At 59.8% G+C, this 26,347-nt stretch carries 25 protein-coding genes; 10 read left to right on the forward strand and 15 right to left on the reverse strand.

Annotation, left to right across the window (positions count from 1 at the left end; genetic code table 11):
• Positions 1–2 precede the first annotated feature (2 nt).
• Positions 3–170 (reverse strand): rubredoxin, encoded by a 168-nt coding sequence (locus BZK31_RS12460; RefSeq protein ID WP_002555879.1) that lies wholly within the window; start codon positions 168–170, stop codon positions 3–5.
• A 186-nt stretch (positions 171–356) separates the two neighbouring features.
• Between BZK31_RS12460 and BZK31_RS12465 the strand changes: the two genes are divergently transcribed.
• Positions 357–917, forward strand: a complete 561-nt coding sequence (locus BZK31_RS12465) for a chorismate--pyruvate lyase family protein (protein WP_083183182.1) — start codon at positions 357–359, stop codon at positions 915–917.
• Positions 917–1,807 carry a 4-hydroxybenzoate octaprenyltransferase gene (gene ubiA, locus BZK31_RS12470; protein ID WP_083183127.1) on the forward strand — a complete coding sequence of 297 codons (891 nt, stop codon included), beginning with the start codon at positions 917–919 and terminating at the stop codon, positions 1,805–1,807. The genes BZK31_RS12465 and ubiA overlap by 1 nt, the downstream gene beginning before the upstream one ends.
• A gap of 20 nt (positions 1,808–1,827) precedes the next feature.
• Here the strand turns inward: ubiA and BZK31_RS12475 are convergent, their stop codons facing one another.
• On the reverse strand, positions 1,828–2,199 hold the full coding sequence (locus tag BZK31_RS12475) for a COG4315 family predicted lipoprotein (protein WP_083183128.1): 372 nt from the start codon (positions 2,197–2,199) through the stop codon (positions 1,828–1,830).
• A gap of 161 nt (positions 2,200–2,360) precedes the next feature.
• Between BZK31_RS12475 and phoB the strand changes: the two genes are divergently transcribed.
• The 3 genes from phoB to BZK31_RS12490 all read left to right on the forward strand — a co-directional run bounded on the left by phoB (position 2,361) and on the right by BZK31_RS12490 (position 5,871).
• On the forward strand, positions 2,361–3,050 hold the full coding sequence (gene phoB / locus BZK31_RS12480) for a phosphate regulon transcriptional regulator PhoB (RefSeq protein ID WP_002555882.1): 690 nt from the start codon (positions 2,361–2,363) through the stop codon (positions 3,048–3,050).
• A gap of 60 nt (positions 3,051–3,110) precedes the next feature.
• Positions 3,111–4,433 (forward strand): phosphate regulon sensor histidine kinase PhoR, encoded by a 1,323-nt coding sequence (phoR, locus tag BZK31_RS12485; protein WP_083183130.1) that lies wholly within the window; start codon positions 3,111–3,113, stop codon positions 4,431–4,433.
• Between the two features lie 97 nt (positions 4,434–4,530).
• Positions 4,531–5,871 carry a hemolysin family protein gene (locus BZK31_RS12490; protein WP_083183132.1) on the forward strand — a complete coding sequence of 447 codons (1,341 nt, stop codon included), beginning with the start codon at positions 4,531–4,533 and terminating at the stop codon, positions 5,869–5,871.
• 83 nt (positions 5,872–5,954) lie between these two features.
• On the opposite strand, the gene BZK31_RS12495 is transcribed toward BZK31_RS12490, so the two are convergent.
• The 8 genes from BZK31_RS12495 to BZK31_RS12530 all read right to left on the reverse strand — a co-directional run bounded on the left by BZK31_RS12495 (position 5,955) and on the right by BZK31_RS12530 (position 16,432).
• Entirely contained in the window at positions 5,955–6,857 is a 903-nt protein-coding gene (locus BZK31_RS12495) for a peptidoglycan DD-metalloendopeptidase family protein (protein WP_083183134.1), read from the reverse strand.
• Positions 6,858–7,019: 162 nt separating this feature from the next.
• Positions 7,020–7,928, reverse strand: coding sequence for a response regulator (locus BZK31_RS12500; RefSeq protein WP_083183136.1), 909 nt, complete (start codon positions 7,926–7,928; stop codon positions 7,020–7,022).
• A gap of 204 nt (positions 7,929–8,132) precedes the next feature.
• Positions 8,133–8,897, reverse strand: coding sequence for a phosphate signaling complex protein PhoU (gene phoU, locus BZK31_RS12505; protein WP_083183138.1), 765 nt, complete (start codon positions 8,895–8,897; stop codon positions 8,133–8,135).
• A gap of 70 nt (positions 8,898–8,967) precedes the next feature.
• Positions 8,968–9,801 (reverse strand): phosphate ABC transporter ATP-binding protein PstB, encoded by an 834-nt coding sequence (gene pstB, locus BZK31_RS12510; protein ID WP_083183139.1) that lies wholly within the window; start codon positions 9,799–9,801, stop codon positions 8,968–8,970.
• Positions 9,802–9,870: 69 nt separating this feature from the next.
• Entirely contained in the window at positions 9,871–11,487 is a 1,617-nt protein-coding gene (gene pstA / locus BZK31_RS12515) for a phosphate ABC transporter permease PstA (RefSeq protein WP_208617200.1), read from the reverse strand.
• A gap of 69 nt (positions 11,488–11,556) precedes the next feature.
• Positions 11,557–13,842 carry an ABC transporter permease subunit gene (locus BZK31_RS12520; protein ID WP_167377939.1) on the reverse strand — a complete coding sequence of 762 codons (2,286 nt, stop codon included), beginning with the start codon at positions 13,840–13,842 and terminating at the stop codon, positions 11,557–11,559.
• 138 nt (positions 13,843–13,980) lie between these two features.
• Positions 13,981–14,979, reverse strand: coding sequence for a phosphate ABC transporter substrate-binding protein PstS (locus tag BZK31_RS12525; protein WP_083183145.1), 999 nt, complete (start codon positions 14,977–14,979; stop codon positions 13,981–13,983).
• A 163-nt stretch (positions 14,980–15,142) separates the two neighbouring features.
• Entirely contained in the window at positions 15,143–16,432 is a 1,290-nt protein-coding gene (locus BZK31_RS12530) for an MFS transporter (RefSeq protein ID WP_083183147.1), read from the reverse strand.
• A 428-nt stretch (positions 16,433–16,860) separates the two neighbouring features.
• On the opposite strand from BZK31_RS12530, the gene BZK31_RS12535 reads away from it, so the two are divergent.
• Positions 16,861–17,262: an acyl-CoA thioesterase gene (locus BZK31_RS12535; protein WP_083183148.1), complete on the forward strand. Its 402-nt coding sequence runs from the start codon at positions 16,861–16,863 to the stop codon at positions 17,260–17,262.
• A 107-nt stretch (positions 17,263–17,369) separates the two neighbouring features.
• Entirely contained in the window at positions 17,370–18,281 is a 912-nt protein-coding gene (locus tag BZK31_RS12540; RefSeq protein WP_083183151.1) for a D-hexose-6-phosphate mutarotase, read from the forward strand.
• Positions 18,282–18,293: 12 nt separating this feature from the next.
• Here the strand turns inward: BZK31_RS12540 and BZK31_RS12545 are convergent, their stop codons facing one another.
• From BZK31_RS12545 to purE, 4 genes are all read right to left on the reverse strand, one after another.
• Positions 18,294–18,827 carry a DUF3299 domain-containing protein gene (locus tag BZK31_RS12545; protein ID WP_083183153.1) on the reverse strand — a complete coding sequence of 178 codons (534 nt, stop codon included), beginning with the start codon at positions 18,825–18,827 and terminating at the stop codon, positions 18,294–18,296.
• 82 nt (positions 18,828–18,909) lie between these two features.
• On the reverse strand, positions 18,910–19,155 hold the full coding sequence (locus BZK31_RS12550; protein ID WP_004881638.1) for a GlsB/YeaQ/YmgE family stress response membrane protein: 246 nt from the start codon (positions 19,153–19,155) through the stop codon (positions 18,910–18,912).
• 217 nt (positions 19,156–19,372) lie between these two features.
• The gene (locus BZK31_RS12555) at positions 19,373–20,455 is read right to left on the reverse strand and encodes a 5-(carboxyamino)imidazole ribonucleotide synthase (RefSeq protein WP_083183155.1); all 1,083 of its coding nucleotides are present in this window, start codon (positions 20,453–20,455) and stop codon (positions 19,373–19,375) included.
• Positions 20,456–20,464: 9 nt separating this feature from the next.
• Positions 20,465–20,956: a 5-(carboxyamino)imidazole ribonucleotide mutase gene (gene purE / locus BZK31_RS12560; RefSeq protein ID WP_083183157.1), complete on the reverse strand. Its 492-nt coding sequence runs from the start codon at positions 20,954–20,956 to the stop codon at positions 20,465–20,467.
• Between the two features lie 361 nt (positions 20,957–21,317).
• Between purE and BZK31_RS12565 the strand changes: the two genes are divergently transcribed.
• Positions 21,318–21,950, forward strand: a complete 633-nt coding sequence (locus tag BZK31_RS12565; RefSeq protein ID WP_083183159.1) for a zinc metalloprotease — start codon at positions 21,318–21,320, stop codon at positions 21,948–21,950.
• 40 nt (positions 21,951–21,990) lie between these two features.
• On the opposite strand, the gene BZK31_RS12570 is transcribed toward BZK31_RS12565, so the two are convergent.
• On the reverse strand, positions 21,991–22,896 hold the full coding sequence (locus BZK31_RS12570) for a LysR substrate-binding domain-containing protein (RefSeq protein WP_083183161.1): 906 nt from the start codon (positions 22,894–22,896) through the stop codon (positions 21,991–21,993).
• Positions 22,897–23,179: 283 nt separating this feature from the next.
• Between BZK31_RS12570 and aspA the strand changes: the two genes are divergently transcribed.
• Both aspA and BZK31_RS12580 read left to right on the forward strand, forming a co-directional pair.
• Positions 23,180–24,604, forward strand: a complete 1,425-nt coding sequence (aspA, locus tag BZK31_RS12575; protein WP_083183183.1) for an aspartate ammonia-lyase — start codon at positions 23,180–23,182, stop codon at positions 24,602–24,604.
• 283 nt (positions 24,605–24,887) lie between these two features.
• On the forward strand, positions 24,888–26,339 hold the full coding sequence (locus tag BZK31_RS12580) for an alanine/glycine:cation symporter family protein (protein WP_083183163.1): 1,452 nt from the start codon (positions 24,888–24,890) through the stop codon (positions 26,337–26,339).
• Positions 26,340–26,347 lie beyond the last annotated feature (8 nt).

Consider the following 26,347-nt stretch of genomic DNA (forward strand, 5'->3'; position numbering starts at 1 on the left):
AATCAACCGATTTCGATCATTTCAAAGTCCATCTTGCCGACGCCACAGTCGGGGCATAGCCAATCCTCAGGCACGTCCTGCCAGAGCGTACCCGGCGCGATACCGTCATCCGGCCAGCCATCGGCCTCGTTGTAGATCAGGCCGCAGACAATGCATTGCCACTTTTTCATGGTTCGGTACTCTCGTTAATCAGGCTGGATGTTGGCGCAGCGGTCGTTGCCGCTTGAACGGGCGTTGTACTGATCGACAGGCCCGGATGCAAGTCCGTTTATATCACCGACTGTTTGCCCCGCGTCTGTCGAGCCGGGCAATCATGATAAGCTCGCGCCCCCGTTAACTGCCGACGCATGCTTACCGTGACCCAGCAAAACCCCGCCTTTACGACGCCAGTCTGGCTTGAGCGCGACCGGTTGATCGATGCGCCCGAGCCGGTAATTCTCGACTGGCTGTTCAATCAGGATTCCCTGACCCGTCGGTTGGACCGTCTGTCCGACGGAGGATTCAGCGTCATTCCCCTGTTCGAAGGCTGGCAGCCATTACGCGATGATGAATGCGTGGCATTGGCGCTGCCCAAGGCCAGCGAGGGTTGGGTGCGCGAAGTCTATCTGCTGGGCAACGGCAACCGCTGGGTCTTTGCTCGCAGCGTGGCAGACCGCAGTGCCCTCAGCAAAGGTGGCCTGCAGATGGACGCGCTGGGTTCGCGCTCACTGGGCGAACTGCTATTCAGTGACCCTGCGTTCGACCGGGGCCAGCTTGAAGTGTGTCGCTACCCTGAAAACCGGCTGCCTCCCGCCGATTCAACCGAAGGCCTCTGGGCGCGTCGCTCACGCTTCAGTCGCGGTCCGTTGAGCGTGCTGGTTGCCGAAGTTTTCCTGCCGTCGTTCATGAGCGTGATCCAGAAAGAGGAACAAGCCTGATGTACCTGTCGCTGCTCAAATCGTTGAATCGTCTGAATCCGCGTATCTGGGACTTCATCCAGCTAACGCGAATCGACAAGCCGATCGGTATTTATCTGTTGCTGTGGCCGACCCTGTGGGCAGTGTGGATCGCCGGCAAGGGTTCGCCATCGGTGGCGAACGTGCTGATCTTCGTGGTCGGCGTGTTCCTGATGCGGGCGGCGGGTTGCGTGATCAACGACTACGCCGACCGCAAGGTGGATGGTCATGTGAAACGCACCGAGCAGCGCCCGCTGGTCAGCGGCAAGGTTAGCAGTCGCGAGGCACTGATTCTGTTCGCGGTGCTGGTAGGGCTGAGCTTCGTGCTGGTGCTGTTCACCAATGCGACAACCATCTGGCTGTCCTTCGGCGGCCTGGCGCTGGCAGCCTGTTATCCGTTCATGAAGCGCTACACGTACTACCCGCAAGTGGTGCTGGGCGCGGCGTTCTCATGGGGAATGCCGATGGCGTTCACCGCCGAAACCGGCGAACTGCCTGCCGCCGCCTGGCTACTGTACATCGCCAATCTGCTCTGGACCGTCGGTTACGACACCTACTACGCGATGGTGGATCGCGACGATGACTTGAAGATCGGTGTGAAATCCACTGCCGTACTGTTCGGTGACGCCGATCGTGTGATCATTCTGACGCTACAGAGCCTGGCGCTGGGATGTTTGATGCTGGCGGGTGCACGGTTCGAACTCGGTCTGTGCTTTTTCTTGGGCCTGCTGGTAGCCGCCGCCTGTTTTGCCTGGGAGTTCTGGAGCACGCGCCAGCGTGAGCGAGACGCGTGCTTCAAGGCGTTTCTGCATAACCACTGGGCCGGTCTGGCGATATTCCTGGGAATCGTCGCTGATTACGCAGTGCGCTGACCGGTCAGCGGGATGACGCGTCAGGGTTTGGCGATGTGCCAGACGCCGCCTTCGCCCGTGACATCGCCAGCCTTCGTGTCGCTTTTGAAGGTATAGAGCGGCTTGCCGTCGTAAGCCCATTGCCGCGTCTTGTCATCACGGGTGATGACGGTCCACTTGCCCTCGGCAGAGCTGTCGGCTTCGGCAGCGAGCGGTGGCCAGTTGACCGCGCACTGATCATTGCAGACCGATTTGCCGGTGCTGTCCTTGTCGAACGTGTACAGGGTCATGCCTTTGTGATCGACCAGTTTGCCGTCCTGAGTCATGGCAGGCTCGGCAGCGAGGCTCAGCGTAGACGACGCCAGGGCAGCGGCAGCCAGCAGGCACGTGAATGCAGAAGAGAGGTTAGCCATCGGATACATCCTCTTTTTATCGTTGATTTGAGTTCGAGATAGCCACCCCAGCTTAGTCGGCAGAGGGCATGCGTGATAGCCTCATTCCAACCTGTCACACGACTGCAATAATTCCGTTATCTAATGCGCCCCAAGACAGTTAAATGACACGAGGTTCAAGCATGGCTGGCAGGAGCATTCTGATCGTTGACGACGAAGCGCCTATTCGCGAAATGATCGCCGTTGCGTTGGAAATGGCTGGCTACGACTGTATTGAAGCCGAAAACTCTCAGCAGGCCCACGCGATCATCGTTGATCGCAAGCCGGACCTGATTCTGCTCGACTGGATGCTGCCCGGCACTTCGGGTATCGAACTGGCGCGCCGTCTCAAGCGCGATGAGCTGACCGGGGACATCCCGATCATCATGCTTACCGCCAAGGGCGAAGAAGACAACAAGATCCAGGGCCTGGAAGTGGGCGCTGACGATTACATCACCAAGCCTTTCTCGCCCCGTGAGCTGGTTGCGCGCCTCAAGGCTGTACTGCGTCGCGCCGGTCCAACGGACGGCGAGGCGCCTATCGAGGTCGGCGGCCTGTTACTCGATCCGATCAGCCATCGCGTCACCATCGACGGCAAACCGGCAGAGATGGGCCCCACCGAATACCGCCTGCTGCAATTCTTCATGACCCATCAGGAGCGCGCCTACACGCGCGGCCAATTGCTCGATCAGGTCTGGGGCGGCAACGTGTACGTCGAAGAACGCACAGTGGATGTTCACATTCGCCGTCTGCGCAAAGCCTTGGGTGACGCTTATGAAAATCTGGTACAAACCGTGCGCGGCACCGGCTACCGCTTTTCCACGAAAAGCTGACAGCCGCTTTCGCAGACACAGGGCACCCACAGCGTGCACCAGACTAGGATGTACCCTTAATTGAACCAAAACTGGCACGGCACGCTGATACGCCACATGTTGCTGCTGATCACGGCCTGCCTGCTGGTCGGCCTGATCAGTGGACAGTATGGCTGGAGCCTGTCCATCGGGCTGGGCCTCTATCTGGCCTGGACCCTCAAGCAACTGCTGCGCCTGCATGAATGGCTGAGCAGCCACAAGGCTGACGAGCCGCCACCGGACGGCTACGGTCTGTGGGGCGAAGTCTTCGACAGCATTTATCACCTGCAGCGCCGTGACCAGCGCGTTCGCGGGCGCCTGCAAGCCGTCATCGATCGCGTCCAGGAGTCCACCGCCGCCCTCAAGGATGCGGTGATCATGCTCGACAGCGAAGGCAACCTGGAATGGTGGAACCGCGCCTCTGAAACCTTGCTGGGGCTCAAGACGCCGCAGGACAGCGGACAGCCGGTGACCAACCTGGTGCGTCATCCGCGCTTCAAGGAATACTTCGCGCTGGGCAACTACGCCGAGCCGCTGGAGATCCCCTCGCCCACCAATGATCGCCTGCATATTCAATTGCTGATCACCCGCTACGGCAACAACGAGCACCTGATGCTGGTGCGCGATGTGACGCGAATCCATCAACTGGAGCAGATGCGCAAAGATTTCGTCGCCAACGTTTCCCATGAATTACGTACGCCGCTGACGGTGATCTTCGGCTATCTGGAAACCCTGCTCGACAATGTCGATGAAGTAAATCCGCGCTGGGTGCGTGCGCTGCAGCAAATGCATCAGCAAGGCGGACGCATGCAGACGCTGCTCAACGACTTGCTGTTGCTGGCCAAGCTGGAAGCCACCGACTACCCGTCGGATAACCATCCGGTGGTCATCAGCAGCCTGCTCAAGACAATCACGGCCGACGCCAACGCCCTGTCAGGCAGCAAGAATCAACAGATCGATCTCAGCATCGAAAGCGAGATGCGCCTCAAAGGCAGCGAAACCGAGCTGCGTAGCGCGTTTTCCAACCTGATCTTCAACGCGGTCAAATACACGCCGGCAAAGGGCACCATTCGCATCCGCTGGTGGACGGACGAACGCGGCGCGCACCTGAGCGTGCAGGATTCGGGGATCGGTATCGAAACCAAACACCTGCCGCGCCTGACCGAACGTTTCTACCGCGTCGATACCAGCCGTGCGTCCAATACCGGCGGTACTGGGCTGGGGCTTGCGATCGTCAAGCATGTGCTGCTGCGGCATCGCGCAACCCTTGAAATCAACAGCGTTCCGAACAAGGGCAGCGTTTTCACCTGCCATTTTGCCACCAGCCAGATGTCCAAACCCGAAAGCGACGAGTCAGACTACTAGGCAATCGCTCACACAGCCGCTACATTGCCGGGTTCATGGCGCTTTTTCGGCGCAGCATCACCCTTTTCTGTTAGAACGGACCCCGTAAAACTCCACCATGGACCCTTCCCCTAGTTTCAACCTGTCTTCACTCTTTGCCGACTTCGGCATGATTCTTTTTGCTCTGTTCCTGGTTCTGCTCAACGGCTTTTTCGTTGCGGCGGAATTCGCCATGGTCAAACTGCGCTCGACCCGGGTCGAGGCCATCGCCGACAAGAACGGCTGGCGCGGGCACATTCTGCGCAAGGTGCATGGCCAGCTCGACGCTTACCTGTCCGCCTGCCAGCTGGGTATCACCCTCGCCTCCCTCGGGCTGGGCTGGGTCGGTGAACCGGCGTTCGCCCACCTGCTGGAGCCTGTACTCAGCGCGATGGGCGTGGACACTCCCGAGCTGATCAAGGGCATCTCGTTCTTCACCGCGTTCTTCATCATTTCGTACCTGCACATCGTGATCGGCGAGCTGGCCCCCAAATCCTGGGCGATCCGCAAGCCGGAGCTGCTGTCGCTGTGGACCGCCGCGCCGCTGTACCTGTTTTACTGGCTCATGTACCCGGCGATCTACCTGCTCAACGCCAGCGCCAACGCGATCCTGCGCATCGCCGGTCAAGGCGAGCCCGGTCCGCATCACGAACACAGCTACAGCCGCGACGAACTGAAACTGATTCTGCACTCCAGCCGTGGCCAGGACCCGAGCGATCAGGGCATGCGTGTGCTGGCGTCGGCCGTGGAAATGGGCGAGCTGGAAGTCGTCGACTGGGCCAACTCCCGCGAAGACATGGTGACGCTGGACTTCAACGCACCGCTCAAGGAAATCCTTGCGCTGTTCCGCCGCCACAAGTTCAGCCGCTACCCGGTCTATGACGCGGAGCGTGGCGAGTTCGTCGGCCTGCTGCACATCAAGGATCTGTTGCTCGAACTGGCCGATCTGGACCACCTGCCCGAGTCGTTCAACCTGGCCGAGCTAACCCGTCCGCTGGAACGCGTGTCGCGGCACATGCCGCTCTCGCAGCTGCTGGAGCAATTCCGCAAGGGCGGGGCACACTTCGCGGTGGTCGAAGAAGCCGACGGCAAGATCATCGGCTACCTGACCATGGAAGACGTGCTTGAAGTGCTGGTGGGCGACATTCAGGACGAACACCGCAAGGTCGAACGCGGCATTCTGGCTTACCAGCCGGGCAAACTGCTGGTACGCGGCGACACCCCGCTGTTCAAGATCGAGCGGCTGCTGGGGATCGACCTTGACCACATCGAGGCCGAAACCCTGGCGGGCCTGATCTACGAGACCCTCAAGCGGGTGCCGGAAGAAGAAGAGCAGATGGAAGTCGAAGGACTGCGGATCATCATCAAGAAGATGAAAGGCCCCAAGATTGTCCTGGCCAAGGTATTGAAGCTGGATTGAACCCGCTGCGCACCTGACTCAGCGGTTGATCGTGCCCATGCTCCGCGTGCAGACCTGAACGCAGAGCCGGGATCGATCAACCGTCAGTTTCCGCCTACTGCGAAGTTGGGCAGGCTTTGAACCGGCTGGGCGAATTCGTAAGGGATGGAAACCAGTTCATTGCCGGTGTTGCGCTGCACGACAAAGTGCAAATGCGGCCCGGTGCTGTTGCCGGTATTGCCGGAGCGCGCCAGCGGACTTCCCACATGCACGCGCTGGCCTTCGTTGACCGCGACCGAGCCGCGCATCAAATGCAGGTAGACGCCCATGGTGCCGTCGTCGTGCAGAATGCGCACGAAATTGCCTGAAGCGTTCGAGCCCCGGCCAGACTGACTGTTCTCGATCTTTATCACCGTACCGCCGCGTGCCGCGATGATCGGCGTGCCTTCAGGCATGGCGATGTCCATCGCGTAGCGCCCCTTGATCCCGTAATGGCTGTATTTGCCACCCGGCCCCTGCGTCAGGCGAAACGGGCCGCCGACCCAGGGCAGCGGATAGCGGTAAGCCTGCGCGGTACTCTTTGGGTCGCCCAGGGTCGAGCTCAGCATCGAGGCGTAATTCATCGCCTTGTCCGGCACCTTCGGGCTCAACACCACCACGCGCTCATTGCTGCGCGCGGCAATTGTGCGGCGCAGCGTGGCTGATGAGCCCGAGACTCCCAACACGTTCTTGACTCCAGACAGCTTCAGTTCGACCTCGACCGGCGCATACAGGTCGTTACGCACATAGAGACTGTGCACGCCCTTTTCGCGCCTGATGCTCAGGTGCACCTGCTGTTCGATGTGCTCGACCATCCGGTCGCGGAACACGAGCACCGAGGCCCCTGGTGAGGCCCGGTCGGAAAACGAGACAACGCCATCGGCATCGGTGGTTTTATAGATCGTGATCGCCCAGGCCACAGGAGTGGTCATGGTCAGGGCAATCAGAATCAGCAGGCGCTCGAGCATCAGAAAGGGTCTGGTTCATTGACGATGGTTGCCAAGCCTAGCAGCGTTGTGCCCGGAAAAGGACACAGCGCTTTCAATTGGCAACAAAGCGAGCGTCAAGAAACACGCGCCATAGGTCGCGGCAATGTGTGACCGGCACACCGCGCCGCGCGGGATCGGCGATCAGGCGCCGGGAACGAAGTGCTTCTGCGCCGTGCCGCGTGCGATCAGGCGGGACAGGTAATCCATCTTCTGCGCGTCCTGGTCGACGAAACGGAAGATCACTTGCAACCAGTCGCTGTCCGGTTTCTGCTCAAACGCAGCCACTGAATGCAGGTAGCCGTTCAAACGTGCGGTTTCATTGCTCTCGCCCTGCTCCAGGTCCAGCACGGCGCTGTCCAGGACTTGCGGGAGGTTGTCACTGCGACGTACCACCAGCGAAGCTTCCTTCAGGCTCAGCGCCTTGATCACGCAGGACTGAATGCCATTGGGCAGGCGCAGCTGGCCTTGTCCACGACCGGCAGGCTCTGCCGATTTGGCGACCACCGGAGGTGCCTTGGCGATGCCACTGGCGACAGGCGCGGCTGCAGGCGCGGCTGCAGGCGCGGAACGCACCACCTCGGCCTTGCCACCGGTCAGCGCGCTCAGCGAATCATTGAGCGGCGAATTCATGCGGGCCGGTGCCGAAGACATGACGGCGTCCAGCTTGCCAACCTTGGCCAGGGCTTTCTTGACCTTGGTGAGCAGTTGTTCGTTGGTGAACGGCTTGCCGACGAAATCGCTGACACCGGCCTGGATCGCCTGCACCACGTTTTCCTTATCGCCACGGCTGGTCACCATGATGAACGGCACGGTTTTCAGGTAGTTGTCTTGCGAACGGCACCAGGCCAGCAGCTCAAGACCGGACATCTCAGGCATTTCCCAGTCGCACAGAATCAGATCGAACGACTCTTTGCTCAGCAACGCCTGGGCCTTGCGGCCGTTGACTGCGTCCTCGGTGTGAATCCCGGGAAAATAATTGCGCAGCCCTTTCTTAACCAAGTCGCGAATGAAAGTCGCGTCATCCACCACCAATACACTGACCTTACTCATCGACGCTCCTGCGGACGTGTTCACCCTGGAGGCGAACTGCGATATGCCAACACGCCCTTTGTTTCGGCAAGCATAGCGTTGACCAATAGCCAACTGCCATATTGATTGACTGCGCCATGAGATTTAATCCGCAGGCGGCTGGAAATGTTCATCTGCACAATGAAAAACGCCCGACACAGGCCGGGCGTTTTCTTGCAGGCAATCTTACTTATCGTCAGCTTCACCCGGAACATTAGCGGTTTTGCTTGCGGATATACCCTGCACTTCTTCTTTCATGCGTTTGAGGCCCATGTGGCGAACGTCGGTGCCGCGCACCAGGTAGATCACCAGCTCGGAGATATTGCGCGCATGGTCACCGATACGCTCAAGCGAACGCAGCACCCAGATGACGTTCAGAACGCGTGAGATCGAACGCGGGTCTTCCATCATGTAGGTCGCCAGCTCGCGCAGCGCGGTCTTGTACTCACGGTCGATGACCTTGTCGTACTGGGCGACGGACAGAGCCAGTTCGGCGTCGAAGCGGGCGAACGAGTCCAGCGCGTCACGCACCATGTTGCGCACCTGATCACCGATGTGTCGCACCTCGACGTAACCACGCGGCGACTCGCCCTCCTCGCACAGCTGGATCGCGCGACGGGCGATCTTGGTGGCCTCGTCGCCGATGCGCTCCAGGTCGATTACCGACTTGGAAATGCTGATGATCAATCGCAGATCGGAAGCCGCAGGCTGACGACGTGCCAGAATGCGCAGGCATTCTTCATCGATATTGCGCTCCATCTGGTTGATCCGGTCGTCGACTTCCCGAACGCGCTGGGCCAGGCCCGAATCGGCCTCGATCAGTGCGGTTACCGAGTCATTCACCTGCTTCTCGACCAGGCCACCCATTTCGAGCAAATGGCTGCGAACATCTTCGAGTTCCGCGTTGAACTGTTGGGAAATGTGATGCGTGTGGCTGTCTTTGTGGATCATGCTGGGTGTCCTTGGAACGTCCGGTTAATTGCGAAAACGCAGCGGTGGTTCAGGTCTGACGAAGCACGTCCTAGCCGTAACGACCGGTGATGTAGTCTTCGGTCTGTTTTTTGGCCGGATTGGTGAATAATGTGTCGGTATCACCAAACTCGACGAGCTTGCCCATGTACATAAACGCGGTGTAATCCGACACCCGAGCCGCCTGCTGCATGTTGTGGGTAACGATCACAATGGTGTATTTGGATTTCAGTTCGTAGATCAGCTCTTCGACTTTAAGGGTCGAAATGGGGTCAAGTGCCGAGCAGGGTTCGTCGAGCAGCAGGACTTCCGGCTCCACGGCGATGGTTCTGGCAATGACCAGACGCTGTTGCTGACCACCGGACAAGCCCAGTGCCGACTCATGCAGTCGATCCTTGACCTCATCCCACAGTGCAGCGCCTTTCAAGGCCCACTCGACAGCTTCGTCGAGTACGCGCTTTTTGTTGATCCCCTGAATGCGCAGTCCGTAGACCACGTTTTCATAGATCGTCTTGGGAAACGGGTTCGGCTTCTGGAACACCATGCCGACACGGCGGCGCAATTCGGCGACTTCTTCGCCCTTGGTGTAGATGTTGTGGCCGTACAGATTGATCGCGCCCTCGACGCGGCAGCCATCGACCAGATCATTCATGCGGTTGAAGGTGCGCAGCAGCGTGGACTTGCCACATCCCGACGGGCCGATGAACGAGGTCACCTTCTGCTTGGGAATGTTCAGGGCGATGTCGAACAGCGCCTGTTTTTCGCCATAGAACAGGTTCAGCCCCGGCACTTCGATCGCCACGGTTTCGTCGGCCAGATGCAGGCCTTGCTTGTGACGTCTCAGAGCCGACATGTTCATGCCGTGAGTCGGGCTTTCGTGCTGCATGGATTGCTCCTGTGCGAACCATTCGTTTCATAGGGCCGCCCGCCTCGCATGAGGGGCGGCACTCTTGGATCAGTTGTCGAGCGCCTTGTACTTTTCCCGCAGGTGGTTGCGAATGCTGACCGCCGACAGGTTGAGCAAGGCGATGACCAGTACCAGCAACAAGGCCGTGGCGTAGACCAGCGGGCGAGCCGCCTCGACATTGGGGCTCTGGAAGCCCACGTCGTAAATGTGAAAACCCAGGTGCATGATCTTCTGATCGAGGTGCAGGTACGGGTAGTTGCCATCCAGCGGCAACGACGGTGCCAGCTTGACCACGCCGACCAGCATCAACGGCGCAACCTCACCCGCGGCGCGGGCCACGGCCAGAATCAGGCCGGTCATCATGGCCGGGCTGGCCATCGGCAAGACGATTTTCCACAGCGTTTCGGCCTTGGTCGCACCCAGTGCGAGCGAGCCCTCACGCAGTGTCAGCGGAATCCGCGCCAGCCCCTCTTCAGTCGCCACGATCACCACCGGAACGGCGAGCAGCGCCAGGGTCAACGATGCCCACAACAGACCCGGCGTACCAAACGTTGGTGCAGGCAAGGCCTCGGGGAAGAACAGCCGGTCCACCGAACCGCCCAGCACATAGACAAAGAAACCCAGACCGAACACGCCATAGACGATGGCGGGGACGCCGGCCAGGTTATTGACCGCAATGCGAATCAGCCGGGTCAACGGGCCCTGGCGCGCATACTCGCGCAGGTACACCGCCGCCAGTACGCCGAACGGCGTGACGATGATCGCCATGATCAAGGTCATCATCACGGTCCCGAAAATCGCCGGGAAGATCCCGCCCTCGGTATTGGCCTCACGCGGGTCGTCGCTCAGGAATTCCCACAGTTTCTTGAAATAGAAAGTCAGTTTGGTGACCGTGCCCATCGCATTGGGCTGGTAGGCATGCACCACCTTGCCCAGGCTGATCTCGATTTCCTTGCCGTTGGCATCACGGGCCGTAAGGCTGTCGCGGTCGAATGCCTGATGCAGCGCGCCAAGACGCTCTTCGATGGCCACGTAACGGGCATCGAGTTCGGCGCGCTCGACAGCCATGTCGGCCTGCGCGGCGGCATCGAGCCTGCCATCGAGCTCCAGCTTGCGGGCCTGGAGACGCAGCCGCTCGATACCATGATTGATGGCGCCGATGTCTTTCTTCTCCAGCGCATACAGTTCGTCAGCCAACCGCTCGACTCGCTTGATGCGTTCCTGCAAGGTCGGCCACGCTGCTTCGCCTTGCGCGACGACCTTGCCGCTTTCCTTGACGTTGACCAGATAGCCGTAGAAGTTGCCCCACTCGCGACGCTCGAGGGTCATCAACTCGGCCGGCCGACTCTCCCCGGTCAGCCACTCACCGATCACCCACGTGAAATCGCTGGGATTGATGTCCCGGTTTCCGACCTTGAACAGCTCGCGGGTCATGAACTCGGGCCCTTCGGCAGGGACTGGCAAACCTGCGCCTTGTAAGCGGGCGCGCGGCACCTGCTCCTTCTCGACCAGTTCCCCCATCAGCACATGCCTTGCCTGACCGGGGACGTCGTACTGTGCCGCAACCACATCGGCGGGCCAGAAATGTCCAAGGCCGCGCACGGCAATCACGGCCAGCAAACCGATGGTCATGATCACGGCGATGGAAACGGCACCCGCACTCATCCATACGCCAGGAGCGCCGCTTTTGAACCAGCCTTTGAGGGAGTTCCTTTTCACGAACTTCTACCTTCCTTAAAGCGACGAGTATTTCTTGCGCAGGCGCTGACGAATCAGCTCTGCAACGGTGTTCATGACAAAGGTGAACATCAGCAACACCAACGCCGCCAGGAACAACACCCGATAATGACTGCCGCCCACTTCCGATTCCGGCATCTCCACAGCGACATTGGCCGCCAGCGTGCGCATGCCTTCGAACAGGTTCATGTCCATGATCGGCGTATTGCCGGTGGCCATCAGCACGATCATGGTTTCACCTACCGCACGGCCCATGCCGATCATCAGGGCCGAGAAAATACCGGGGCTGGCGGTCAGGATCACCACCCGCGTCAGGGTCTGCCAGGCTGTGGCGCCCAGCGCCAACGATCCCAGCGTCAGGCTGCGCGGCACACTGAACACGGCGTCTTCGGCAATCGAATAAATGTTCGGGATCACCGCAAAGCCCATCGCGAGCCCGACCACCAGCGCGTTGCGCTGATCGTAGGTGATGCCCAGATCATTACTGATCCACATGCGCATGTCGCCATCAAAGAACCAGTTCTCCAGATGCGGGCTCATGCTCAGCGAGAACCAGCCCACCAGCAGGATGACCGGAATCAGAATCGCGCTTTCCCAACCGTCCGGTACACGCAGGCGGATCGAATCGGGCAGACGCGTCCAGAAAAAACCCGCCAGCAAAATGCCGATGGGCGTCAGCAACAGCAGGCTGAAAATCCCCGGCAAATGGCCTTCCAGATACGGAGCCAGGAACAGCCCGGCGAAGAAACCGAGAATCACCGTTGGCATCGCCTCCATCAGCTCGATCACCGGCTTGACCTTGCGGCGCATGCCCGGTGCCATGAAGTAGGCGGTGTAGATCGCGGCGGCAACCGCCAGCGGCGCGGCCAGCAGCATGGCGTAGAACGCGGCCTTGAGCGTGCCGTACGTCAACGGCGCCAGGCTCAGTTTGGGTTCGAAGTCACTGTTGGACGCCGTGGACTGCCAGACGTACTTGGGCTCGTCGTAGTTTTCATACCAGACCTTGCCCCACAGCGAACTCCATGACACTTCGGGATGCGGGTTGTCCAGTCTCAACGGCAACAGCGTGCTGCCACTTTCGACCAGCACCTGATTGGCGCGTGGCGACAACGCCAGGATGCCGGGACCGTCCACGACCTGATCGACCAGCAATGTGCGATGCGCCGTGCTGTGGAACACGCCCAGCTTGCCTGAGGCATCCAGAGCGATGAAGCCTTTGCGACGCTGCTCCGGCTTGACCTGCACGATCGGCGCGTTGCCCATCCTGAAATCGCGAATGTGCATCAAGCGTTGTTCGCCATCGGTATCCCGAGCCATGAACCACTGGGTCATGCCGCCTTTGGAATTACCCATGATCAACGATATGCCGCCGACCAGTTGAGCACTGGCCGTGATCTCGGCATTGCCGTCTTCCAGCAATTTATAGCGGCCATTGAGCGAGCGGTCGCGCAGGCTGAACACGTCAGCCTGCGCCCGGCCGTTGATGACGTACAGCCATTGCTGGCGCGGATCGATGTAGATGGCTTTGACCGTGGCGGACATCTGCGGCAATTCGATACGGCTCTGCTCGCGGGTCATTTCGCCGGTCATCAGGTTCTCGGTCTGCTCAAGCGCGATGACATGCAACTGCGTGCCGGTGGAGCCCGCCACTTTCAGGTTTTCACCGTCGACGCTGACGGTCACGTGTTCGACGGCACGGCCCGCTTCGTCCAGCACCAGCGGCGTCTCGCCGTAAGGCCAGGCGACACTGGGCGTGATGGTTTTCTGATTGTTCGGATAAGTGGTCAGGTACGAATGCCTGAAGATCAACACTTGACCATTGGACAGGCCCAGTGCAATCAGCGGCGCACCCGGCTGGTCCTTGCCGATGGACGTGACGGTTGTCCCCGCCGGAATCGGTAACGCGACACGTTGCAGCTCGGTGCCGTCCTTGATGTCGAAGAACACCACGTCGCCCTTGTCGGAAATCCGCATGCCGATCTGGTTCTGTTCTTCGATGGCGATCATCAGCGGCTTGCCGGCGTCCTGCAGCCAGGTGGCGTTCAGGGGCGCCGCAGCCGTCAGGCTCGCTCCCTTGAACAACGGCGCAACGACGTAGGCCAGGTAAAAGAAAATCAGGGTAATGGCAGCCAGCACCGCCAGACCGCCAATGGCCACGTACCAGTGAGTCAGACGATCCTTGAACGCACGAATACGACGCTTGCGCAGCATCGCGGGCGTATTGAAGTCAATACGCTCCGGGGCAGAGTCCTGATTCATCGCGGCTTTAGCCAACTCATTCATGCGCACACACCGTAGCGGCCTTGTATTACAGAAACATTACAGAAGAGTGACGCAAAAAAGCCCGCTGCCCAGAAAATCCGGCGGCGGACTGTTCAGCCTGTGACAAGGCAAGTCCATTCAGCCTCGCTATTGCGTCTGTTACTTTGCCGCCACGCCCGTGGCGTTTTGCAGGCCCAGGTCGGTCAATGCCTTCTCGACCACGCGAGCAGGCAACGGGATATAACCATCTTTCATGACCACTTCCTGGCCCTGTTTCGAGAGCACCAGTTTGACGAATTCTGCTTCCAGCGGTGCCAGTGGCTGATTGGGCGCCTTGTTCACGTAGACATACAGGAAGCGGGACAGCGGATAAGTGCCGTTCAAGGTATTGGCTTCGTTATCTTCGACGAACTCACCGCCCTCTTTTTTCGCCAGCGGGACGGTACGGACGTTGGAGGTCTTGTAGCCAATCCCGGAGTAACCGATGCCGTTCAGCGAGTTGCTGATGGAGCTGACCACCGAGGCCGAGCCTGGCTGCTCGTTGACGTTGGGCTTGAAGTCGCCTTTGCACAAGGCCTCTTCTTTGAAGTAGCCATAAGTGCCGGACACCGAGTTGCGACCAAACAGCTGGATCGGCTTGCCTGCCAGGTCACCCGTCACACCGACGTCGCCCCAGGTTTTGGCATCCGTCTTCGCACCGCACAGGCGAGTCACGGAAAAGATCGCGTCAACCTGTTGCAGGGTCAGGCCCTTGATCGGGTTGTCCTTGTGCACGAACACCGCCAACGCATCGACTGCCACCGGAATGGCCGTCGGCTTGTAGCCGTGCTTCTGCTCGAACGCTGACAACTCGCCGTCTTTCATCCTGCGGCTCATCGGCCCCAGATTGGCAGTGCCTTCGGTCAGCGCGGGTGGCGCGGTCGACGATCCGGCGGCCTGAATCTGAATGTTCACGCTCGGGTATTCTTTCTTATAGGCCTCGGCCCACAAGGTCATCAGGTTGGCCAGGGTATCGGAGCCGACACTGGAGAGATTGCCCGATACACCGGAGGTCTTGGTGTAGGACTTGATGGCCGGATCTACGGCGGCGAATGAATTTGCAGCAGCGACTCCGGCTGCCACAAATGTCAGTGCAGTCATCAGACTCTTGAGTGTCATTCCTTGCGCTCCTGGCAGGGTATGTAGGGGTCCATGACCCGCTTTCGCCGGTCGTGTGACTACTCTATGAACTGATTGTGACAATAAGATGAAAAGGCCATCCCCCGGATCAGGTGATGGCCTTTTGGCACAATCTACGAATGCGCGTTTCGGTGAATCGTGATCAGCGCTTGCGGGACAGCAGGTAGATGCCGATTGCCATGCCCATGCCGCACAGCGCCGCGACATACCAGGCCGGGCCCATCGGGCTGCTCTTGAGCATGAAGGTCACGACCATAGGGGTCAGGCCGCCGAAGATGGCGTACGCCAGGTTGTACGAGAACGACAGACCCGAAAAACGCACCACTGGCGGGAACGCCTTGACCATCACATACGGCACGGCACCGATGGTGCCGACGAACAGGCCGGTGAGCGCGTACAACGGAAACAGCACGCCCGGGTTGTCGGCAAGGATGTGATAGAAGGTCCACGAACTGGCCAGCAGACCGGCGCTGCCGAGCAGGAACACCCAGCCCGCGCCGAACCGGTCGGCCAGTGCACCGGCGGCGATGCAGCCAATGCTCAGAAAGACGATGGCCAGACTGTTGGCCTTCAATGCCGTGGCAGCCGGGAAGCCGTAAATGGTCTGCAGAATGGTCGGTGTCATCAGAATCACGACGATGATGCCGGCCGACAACAGCCAGGTCATCAGCATCGACAGCGCGACGGCGCCGCGATGATCACGCAGTACGGCCTTGAGCGGCACTTCTTCGGCCAGCGCCTTGCGCAGTTGCAGCTCGGCAAAGACCGGGGTTTCGTGCAGCAGACGACGCAGGTACACCGACATCAAGCCGAACACACCCCCCAGCAGGAACGGGATACGCCAGGCGTAATCGGCTACTTCGACGGGGCTGTAGATGCTGTTGATCGCCGTGGCGACCAGCGAGCCCAGCAGAATGCCTGCCGTCAGGCCCGCGGTCAGCGTGCCACAGGCATAACCGATGTAACGCGCGGGAACGTGCTCGGACACGAATACCCAGGCGCCCGGGACTTCACCACCGATGGCCGCGCCTTGAATGACGCGCATCAACAGCAGCAGGATCGGCGCCCACATGCCAATCTGGGCATAGGTCGGCAGCAGACCCATGATCAGGGTCGGCACCGCCATCATGAAGATGCTCAGTGTGAACATTTTCTTGCGCCCCAGCAGATCGCCGAAGTGCGCCATGATGATGCCGCCCAGCGGACGTGCCAGATAACCGGCGGCGAAAATGCCGAATGTCTGCATCATGCGCAGCCAGTCAGGCATGTCTACCGGGAAGAACAGCTTGCCGACCACTGCCGCAAAAAACACGAAAATGATGAAGTCGTAAAACTCCAGCGCTCCACCCAAGGCGGAAAGCGACAACGTCTTGTAGTCGCTACGGGTCAACGGTCGCGCTGGCTGCGCGGTACTTGAAGAAACAGATGACATGACAAGGCTTCTCTTTGCTTGTTCTGAAATAGGCATGCGACAGCTACGCTGGCTGCGGCGGGGTGGCGTGCAGAAGCGATTGTCCGGAGCAACTGTGCAGATAGGCACCAAAATTGCGTGTACAGGCAGTCTTGTCACCTGTAGAGGTCCAGCAAGATAACAAATTGTCTTAAAAAAAACCTGGCGAGAACGTCGTGGACACAAAATGAGAACCCGACGGTCGTTCTATGACGCAACGCCCGATATACTCGCAGGCTGTCAGCGGCACTGGGAATTTGTGCGAAAACGTCTGAATCAGCGGTTTTCGCAGAGTTTCCCTCAAGGGCCATGCCTGAATCAGAACATACAATGTTCATGTTTCAGGTTTTCAATGACCCTGTTAACCGCGGCAAAAAATAATAGAGTCATGGGTCAGAGGCACCCTAGGCATGATCGAGCTCGAACAAGAAGATCCAACTCCGCAAGGCGATCTTGCGTTGCAAATCACGGCACTTCCCCGTGAAACCAATGGCTTTGGCGATATATTCGGCGGCTGGCTGGTGTCCCAGATGGACCTTGCAGGCACCGCGATGGCCAGCAAAGTGGCAGGCGGACGCGTCGCAACGGTGGCGATCGACCGCATGGCCTTTCTGGTCCCGGTGGCGGTCGGCGAACAGCTTTCCTTTTATACGCGAACCCTAGAAGTCGGCCGCACCTCGATCAAGATGATGGTCGAGGTGTGGAGCGATGACCCGTTGACCAGCGAATGGCGCAAGGTCACCGAAGCGGTTTTCGTGTTCGTCGCCATCGATGCCGCCGGCCGCACCCGTTCGGTCCCCGCGCGACGCTGATCCTTGTCCTGCCTGGGGCTGAGACCAGAAACGGCCATGCCCCCGGGTAAACTCATTCCGTCCAGCACGGTCTACTTTCGTCACGGCCATTGAGTGAGAGATTTCGCATGTCCACATCCCCGGTTGAATCCAGCGTCGAACCCGTCCAGTACGATGAATTGAATTGCTGGCGCATTCGCCACGGCGACGCAGAACTGCTCGTCGCACAGCAAGGCGCGCACATTCTCAGCTATCAGCGCGACGGACAGCAGCCGCTGATCTGGCTGAACGAAGAAGCGGTCTTCAAGCAAGGCAAGCCCATCCGCGCCGGTATGCCGATCTGCTGGCCATGGTTTGGCAATCTGGAACGTAACCCTGAAAGCGTGCAGGCCATGCGTCAGAGCGCCGAGCCGGCCAAGGCCCACGGTGAGGTTCGCGCGCTGGACTGGGAAATGCTGGGTGTCGGCGAAGACGGCGCGGCCCTGCTGGTGGAGTTCGTCCTGCCGCAGGCCGAAGGCAAACTGCCGGGCTGGCCGCACAACGTCGCGCTCAAGCTGAGCATTCGCCTGGACGACGCATTGAACGTCAGCCTGGTCAGCTATAACTGCGGCACTGAAGCGGTCACGATCAGCCAGGCGCTGCACACGTATTTTGCGGTCAGCGACTCACGTCAGGTAAGCGTCGAAGGGCTGGACGGCCTGCGCTACATCGAAACGCTGGAAAACTGGGAAGAGCGCGAGCAGAGCGGCGATCTGACGTTTACCGGCGAAACCGACCGCATCTACCTGGACACGCCGGGCCTGCTGAGCATTGTCGACCCACACTGGCAACGCCGCATCCAGATTCACAGCAGCGGGTCGAACTCGGCCATTCTGTGGAACCCGTGGATTGAAAAGACCAGCCGGTTCACCGACATGGCAGCGGACGGCTGGCAGCGCATGGTCTGCGTCGAAACCGCCAACGTGCTGAGTGACGTGGTGACCCTGGCCCCGGACGACATGCACATTCTGAACGTGAGCATCTGGAGCGAGCCGCTCTGATTCAAGCCTGCATCAAAGGTCCGATTCGACGACGATCCGGACCTTGGATGCGTCCATAGCGTAGGCCGCATCGGCCAGATCGTTACTGATCTTCTCGATTTTCAGGGTGCCTTCGACCCACAGCGGTGTGTAGATATCATCCAGTTTCAGGCCTTTGGGGTAACGCACCAGCACCAGTTGATTGGGCGGCGGAGGCGGAACATGGATGCAGGCGCCCGGATACGGCACGAGAAAGAACAGCGTGCTGTGCCCCTTGGCGTCGGTTTCCAGCGGGACCGGATAACCACCCAGCCGAATGGTCTTGTTGTTCATCGCCGGGACCGTCTTGGCGGAATACATCACCGCCGGCAACCCTTTGCTCTGCTTGAGCCCGCCCTTGCTGTCAAAGGTGCCCATCGCTTCAGGAGAGTTGTGGTCGATTTCAGGCATGGCCTCAAGGGCCTTTTGATCCGACTTGGGCATGAGTTCCAGCCAGTCGGTTTCCGGCAACTGGGCGTGTGCAAGCCCGGATACCAGCAGTAAAGTCATTACGAGAAAGCGACGCATGAACAGTGCTCGGCAGGAAAGAAAGAATTGCCGCGCATTCTAGCCCTCTGCGCAGTGCAAAACAGAGGGCTGACGCTAATGCTTAGCGCTTTTTGATCATGCCGTAGATGACCAGCAGAATGATTGCGCCGACCAGTGCGCCCAGGAAGCCTGCGCCTTCGCCCGCCTGATAGATGCCCAGAGCCTGGCCACCGTAGGTCGCAGCCAGCGAACCGGCGATGCCCAACAGGATGGTCATGATCCAGCCCATGCTGTCATCGCCCGGCTTGAGGAAGCGCGCCAGCAGGCCGACGATCAAGCCGATGAAGATGGTTCCGATGATACCCATGCCATTTCCCTCTGTCTGAATTGAACGTGCCACGACCCATAGCAGCCTTGGCTTACTGCTATCTGAGAACGGCAGTGGGGAATGGTTCCGGCGGAAATGAAGATTGGCGGAAAGAACCGCCTGGCGCGGATTGACTCCACGCACGATGTGCCTGAACAGACCGTTCAGGGACGAGCACGCTCGCCCTGACGGGATGCCCAGGCAGGGCAGCGAAGGCTCAGCCCTTGATCAGCGCCTCGACCAGACCGACCTGACGGTCCAGCGTGGCGCGGTCGTGGCTGCGAACGGTCGCGTGGCCAACTTTGCGGCCTGCCTTGAACGCCTTGCCGTAGTGATGCAGATGGCAGTCTTCGACCGCGATGACCTGGTCTACCGCAGGGACTTCGCCGATGAAGTTCAGCATCGCGCTCTCGCCCACTTTGGCTGTCGAACCCAACGGCAGGCCGGCAACGGCACGCAGGTGGTTTTCGAACTGGCTGCATTCGGCGCCTTCGGTGGTCCAGTGACCGGAGTTGTGCACACGCGGCGCGATTTCGTTGGCTTTCAGGCCGCCATCGACTTCGAAGAACTCGAAGGCCAGCACACCCACATAATCCAGTTGCTTGAGCACACGACCGGCGTAACCCTCGGCCAGCGCCTGCAAAGGGTGATCGGTACTGGCAATGGAGAGGCGCAGGATGCCGCTGTCATGAGTGTTGTGCACCAGCGGGTAGAAACGGGTTTCTCCGTCACGCGCACGCACGGCAATCAGCGACACTTCGCCCGTGAAGGGTACGAAGCCTTCCAGCAGGCACGGCACGCTGCCCAGTTCGGCAAAGGTATCCACTACGTCGGCAGCGGTGCGCAGCACTTTCTGGCCCTTGCCGTCATACCCCAGCGTGCGGGTTTTCAGAACGGCAGGCAGACCGATGCTGGCCACCGCCGCATCCAGGTCGGCTTGCGACTGGATATCGGCGAAGGCTGGCGTCGGAATGCCCAGGTCCTTGAACATGCTTTTCTCGAACCAGCGGTCACGCGCAATGCGCAACGCTTCGGCGCTCGGGTAGACCGGTACGAACTGCGACAGGAAGGCCACGGTTTCGGCGGGGACGCTTTCGAACTCGAAGGGCACCAGATCGACCTCATCCGCCAGCTGGCGCAGGGGATCGAGATCGCCATAATCGGCACGCAGGGGCTCGCCCAGTGCCGCTGCGCAGGCGTCCGGCGCAGGGTCGAGAAAGGCGAAATTCATGCCCAGCGGTGTACCCGCCAGTGCCAACATGCGGCCCAGCTGGCCGCCACCGATTACACCGATTTTCATGAAAAAACCTCAGGCGTGACGTGGGTCTGGATTGTCCAGAACGCTGTCTGTCTGTTCGGCGCGGAATTTCTTCAGCGCTGCGTGAAATTGCGGGTGTTTGGCGCCCAGGATGCTCGCCGACAAGAGCGCCGCATTGATCGCACCGGCCTTGCCGATGGCCAGTGTGGCGACCGGGATACCGGCAGGCATCTGCACGATGGACAGCAGGGAGTCGACGCCCGACAGCATCGAGGACTGCACCGGCACTCCCAGCACCGGCAGGTGGGTCTTGGCTGCACACATGCCCGGCAAATGAGCGGCACCACCGGCGCCCGCGATGATGACCTCGATACCACGGCTCTCCGCCTCGTCGGCGTACTGGAACAGCAAGTCCGGCGTGCGGTGCGCTGACACCACTTTGACCTCGTAGGGAATGCCGAGCTTTTCCAGCATGTCAGCGGTGTGGCTAAGGGTGGACCAATCGGACTTGGAGCCCATGATCACGCCAACCAGTACGCTCATCGTCGTGCCTCTCATCGGGCGCCCGCAGGCGCGTCTAAAAACAACAAGCCACGCGGGAGGACCGGCGTGGCTCGTTGTACGAATAATGACCGATCGAACCGGCCAAAGGCCGCGCAGTATACCGTAAAGCAGCAGGATGACAGCCCCTTCCACGACCATCCGTACAAGGTTTTTGTAAACGGTCCGCAGGGCGACTTCCCTTCCCACAGCAGGACACGTGCAAGTCCTGCACATTCAATATCACAGGACCACAGCTACAGCAGCCAGGTCCGGCTGACTGCCGCAACGTATTGCTATTTATTACGTGAGGTCTGACCCGCTCCGGGCAGATCTCGAATTACTTACTCAAGGATGAGTACCCATGTTGAAAATCTTTACCGGCGCCCTGCTGATCGCCGCACTGTTGTCTGGCCAGGTGGCCCAGGCCGAAGACTCGCCATCCAGACGCCCGCTGTTCCTCTTTCTGCTGCTGCACAATGACATCGAGGAAACCAGCACCGCCCGCATTGCCGAGGATTATCTTATCTGGCTCGTGAAAGACCTGGAGAGTTTCACAGGTCGGCGCGTTCAGTTGCAGTTCATCAGCGACGTCCCGGGCGTTACGGATTTTGCCTACAAGAGCACTGATTCCGATGCGATCTACAACGCATGGAGGCAGCGGGCCGATCAGTACATCAATGCCAGGAACCTGCCGCGAAACGGCACGACCAAGTACCTGCTGTTGACTCAGGAGGCAATGGATTCGAACACCTTGGGCCTGTCGGCTCCAGGCAGCCATACGGGCATGGCCTCGCTGGGATATGTGTCGACTGCGGCCCATGAGCTGGGCCATATGCTGGGCGGCACCCACGAATCTGCGGAAATTCTGTATCGGGGAGCCTGGTGGTGTGAAACCAATCTGGTGGCGGTCCATCAATCCTATCGCCAGTACTGTAAAGTCTACAGCGACGAGAACAAGCGCCGTATCGCCGAGGATCTGAGCCAGTACCCTTGACCCAGACGCGGGCCGCCCATCCCGGCGGCCCGTTCTGCCGCTATTCCTGCGCCGCCGCACTTTCGAGCTTGCGCCACAAAAGGCGAACGTTGGCCTTGCGCACCAGCGCGCAGCGGTACAGACGGATTTCCAGCGGAACGTGCCACTCAGGACCGCCACAGACCACCAGCTCGCCTCGCGCCAGCTCGGCACGCACGCTCAGCTGTGGCACCCACGCAATCCCAAGCCCTTCCAGCGCCATGCTTTTCAGGCTGTCGGCCATGGCGGTCTCGTACACCGTGGTGAACCGTAGATTGCGCTGACGCAGCAACATGTTCACCGACCGCCCCAGAAAAGCACCCGCGCTGTAAGCCAGCAGCGGCACGCTGGCCTCGCCGTCCATGTCGAACAGCGGCTGTCCGTGTGCATCGGCGGCACAGACCGGCAACATCTGAGTCTGCCCGAGGTGCAGAGACGGGAAAATTTCCGCGTCCATCTGTAACGCCGCGTCCGGGTCATAGAACGCCAGCATCAGGTCACAGCCACCCTCGCGCAACGCGTGCACCGCATCGCCCACGTTGGTCGCGACCAGGCGGGTCGCGATGTTCAGGCCTTCGTTGCGTAGTTGGGCAATCCAGCGCGGGAAGAAACCAAGCGCCAGCGAATGCGCTGCCGCAACCTGCATGACCTCACCCTGCCCGCCTTCCAGATGATGCAGATGACGCACCACCTCGCCCAGTTGCTCGACGACGGTACGGGCGGTGACCAGAAACAGCTGCCCGGCGGCGGTCAGTTCAACGGGCGTGCGCGACCGATTGACCAGGGTCAGCCCAAGCGCCGCTTCGAGGCTGCGAATACGCCGACTGAACGCAGGTTGCGTCACGAAGCGACGCTCGGCGGCCTGGGAAAAACTGCGAGTGGCCGCCAAAGCGCTGAAATCCTCCAACCATTTGCTTTCCAGATTCATCAGGTCCTCCCGGACAATGGTTGACTGCGTCAGCAGGCGACTGCGGTAGAGACGATGCCTGACGCGATGCAGTTACAAAAACCTTTCCGTCCCGTGAGCGACAGGAACATGTACAGGTGCGACATTTTGTCCCCTTTACGCATGACAAAAAACCCAGGTTACACACCTGTTATGCCGTTTATGCATAGCCCAGCGTTTAACAGCATTGGTCAACTTTAAACGCAAAGCCCACTATCCGCTGCGTTCCGGCATCGTCCGTGCTTTTTTTGAGACTTTTTCTATCATGTCCTCGCCTGCATCATCGCGCATCGAAAAAGACCTGCTTGGTGTTCTAGAAGTCCCTGCAAACGCCTACTACGGCATTCAGACCCTGCGCGCGGTCAACAATTTTCACCTGTCTGGCGTGCCGCTTTCGCACTACCCTAAACTGGTCGTGGCCCTGGCCATGGTCAAGCAGGCCGCAGCCGACGCGAACCATCAGCTCGGACACCTCAACGATGCCAAATACGCCGCCATCAGCGAGGCCTGTGCCCGCCTGATCCGTGGCGACTTCCACGATCAGTTCGTGGTGGACATGATTCAGGGCGGCGCTGGCACTTCGACCAACATGAATGCCAACGAAGTCATCGCCAACATTGCGCTGGAAACCATGGGTTTCGAGAAGGGCGAATACAAGCATCTGCACCCCAACAATGACGTGAACATGGCTCAGTCGACCAACGACGCCTACCCGACGGCCATTCGCCTGGGTCTGCTGCTCGGTCACGATGCATTGCTGGCCAGCCTCGACAGCCTGATTCAGGCCTTCGCCGCCAAGGGTGAAGAATTCAACCACGTCCTGAAAATGGGTCGTACCCAATTGCAGGACGCCGTTCCGATGACCCTGGGTCAGGAATTCCGTGCCTTTGCCACCACGCTTACGGAAGACCTGAACCGTCTGCACAGCCTGGCGCCAGAGCTGCTGACCGAAGTCAATCTCGGCGGCACCGCCATCGGCACCGGCATCAACGCAGACCCTGGCTATCAGAAGCTTGCGGTCGAGCGTCTGGCGACCATCAGCGGCCAGCCGCTGGTGCCAGCCGCCGACCTGATCGAAGCGACTTCCGACATGGGCGCCTTCGTGCTGTTCTCCGGCATGCTCAAGCGCACCGCGGTCAAGCTGTCGAAGATCTGCAACGACCTGCGCCTGCTGTCCAGCGGTCCGCGCACCGGCATCAACGAAATCAACCTGCCAGCTCGTCAGCCAGGCAGCTCGATCATGCCCGGCAAGGTCAATCCAGTGATCCCGGAAGCGGTCAATCAGGTGGCCTTCGAAATCATCGGCAATGATCTGGCGCTGACCATGGCGGCCGAAGGTGGCCAATTGCAGCTCAACGTCATGGAGCCGCTGATCGCCTACAAGATTTTCGACTCGATCCGCCTGCTGCAGCGCGCCATGGACATGCTGCGCGAGCACTGCATCGTCGGCATCACCGCCAACGAACAGCGCTGCCGTGAACTGGTCGAGCACTCGATCGGTCTGGTCACCGCACTGAACCCTTACATCGGCTACGAGAACTCGACCCGTATCGCCCGCATCGCGCTGGAAACCGGCCGCGGCGTTCTGGAACTGGTTCGCGAAGAAGGCTTGCTCGACGACGCCATGCTCGACGACATCCTGCGCCCCGAAAACATGATTGCTCCACGTCTGGCTCCACTGAAGGCCTGACAGGGAATGACCTGCGCAACAAGCTCACCAGATTGAGGGCCTAGACACCCCTCAATTTTTTGAGGGTCTGGGAGTGATTCTCCAGACCCTTTTTTTTGCCTGCTGGCCAAACGGGATCCGATAACGGCCCCGAGCCTCTGGCACAACGCTCTGCGGAGTTTATCCACAGCGCATTCATTTAGCGCCGTAAATGAAGAATCAGTCCCACAAGAAAGCGGCTACAGACGTAAAAACTTTGCACCGGTATAGTGCGCCCCCTCAAAAGTAGCGAGGAATAACAAAAATGCTGGAAATGATTAACGACTTTCTCTCCGGTAAAGTACTGATCGTACTTATCGTAGGCCTGGGTAGTTACTTCACGATCCGCTCACGTTTCGTTCAGTTTCGACACTTTTTCCACATGTTCTCGGTATTTCGCGACAGCTTGCGTAGCAGCGCGGGTCAGCTGAGTTCGTTTCAGGCCCTGATGCTCAGCCTTGCCGGCCGCGTCGGTGCGGGCAACATTGCAGGTGTCGGCATTGCCGTGACGCTCGGTGGCCCGGGTGCCGTGTTCTGGATGTGGGTGACCGCGCTGGTCGGCATGTCCAGCAGCTTCATAGAGTGTTCCCTCGCTCAGCTCTACAAACGCAAGGACTCCGAAGGCCAGTTCCGTGGCGGTCCGGCGTTCTACATCCAGCACGGTCTGGGCAAACGCTGGCTGGGCATGGTCATGGCGGTTCTGCTGCTGGTGACCTTCGGCTTCGCCTTCAACGGCCTGCAATCGCACGCGGTGACCGACTCGCTGAAAAGCGCCTTCGGCGTTAACACCATGACCACCGGCATCTGTCTGGTCGTGCTGCTGGGCCTGGCATTCATCGGCGGCATCAAGCGCATTGCTGCGATCTCCGACCTGCTGGTGCCGGTCAAGACCCTGATCTACATCGCGGTCACTGTCTACGTTATCGTCCTGCAGATCGACCACGTTCCGGCCATGCTGATGACCATCGTCAGAAGCGCCTTCGGTCTTGACCCGGTGTTCGGCGGCTTGATCGGCAGCGCGATCGTCATGGGCGTCAAGCGCGGCGTGTTCGCCAACGAAGCCGGTCTGGGCAGCGCCCCGAACGTGGCGGCGGTGGCTCAGGTCGAGCACCCGGTTGCCCAAGGCGTGGTTCAGGCATTCAGCGTGTTCCTCGACACGTTCGTGATCTGCACCTGCACCGCCCTGCTGATTCTGCTCTCCGGTATCTACGACGTTGGCTACGACGGCAACGGTATCGTGCTTGCACAGAACTCGCTGGCTGCCGTGGTGGGTGACTGGGGCCGGATCTTCATCAGCGTGGCATTGGCGCTGTTCGTGTTCACCTCGATCCTTTACAACTACTACCTGGGTGAAAACAGCCTGCGCTTCCTCTTCGGCGAGAAGAAGAAGGCAATCATCGGTTATCGCGTCGCGGTATTGGTGCTGATTCTGTGGGGCGCGGTCGTTGACCTCAAAGACGTACTGGCCTTCGCTGACATCACCATGACCATGCTGGCCTTCGTCAACCTGATCGCGCTGGCGATGCTGTTCAAAGTCGTCAAACGCATCCTGAATGATTACGATGCCCAGCGTCGTGCGGGCATCAAGACTCCGGTCTTCGATTCCAGCCAATTCCCGGACCTGGATCTGGATCGAAATGCCTGGCCGGCCAACCCTGCCCAGACACCGGTTCACGACGCTGAAGTGGCAGGCAAACCTGCTCCACAAGCGCGATAAACGTACAA

The organism is Pseudomonas floridensis, assembly GCF_002087235.1.
In the GTDB taxonomy this organism is placed as follows: domain Bacteria; phylum Pseudomonadota; class Gammaproteobacteria; order Pseudomonadales; family Pseudomonadaceae; genus Aquipseudomonas; species Aquipseudomonas floridensis.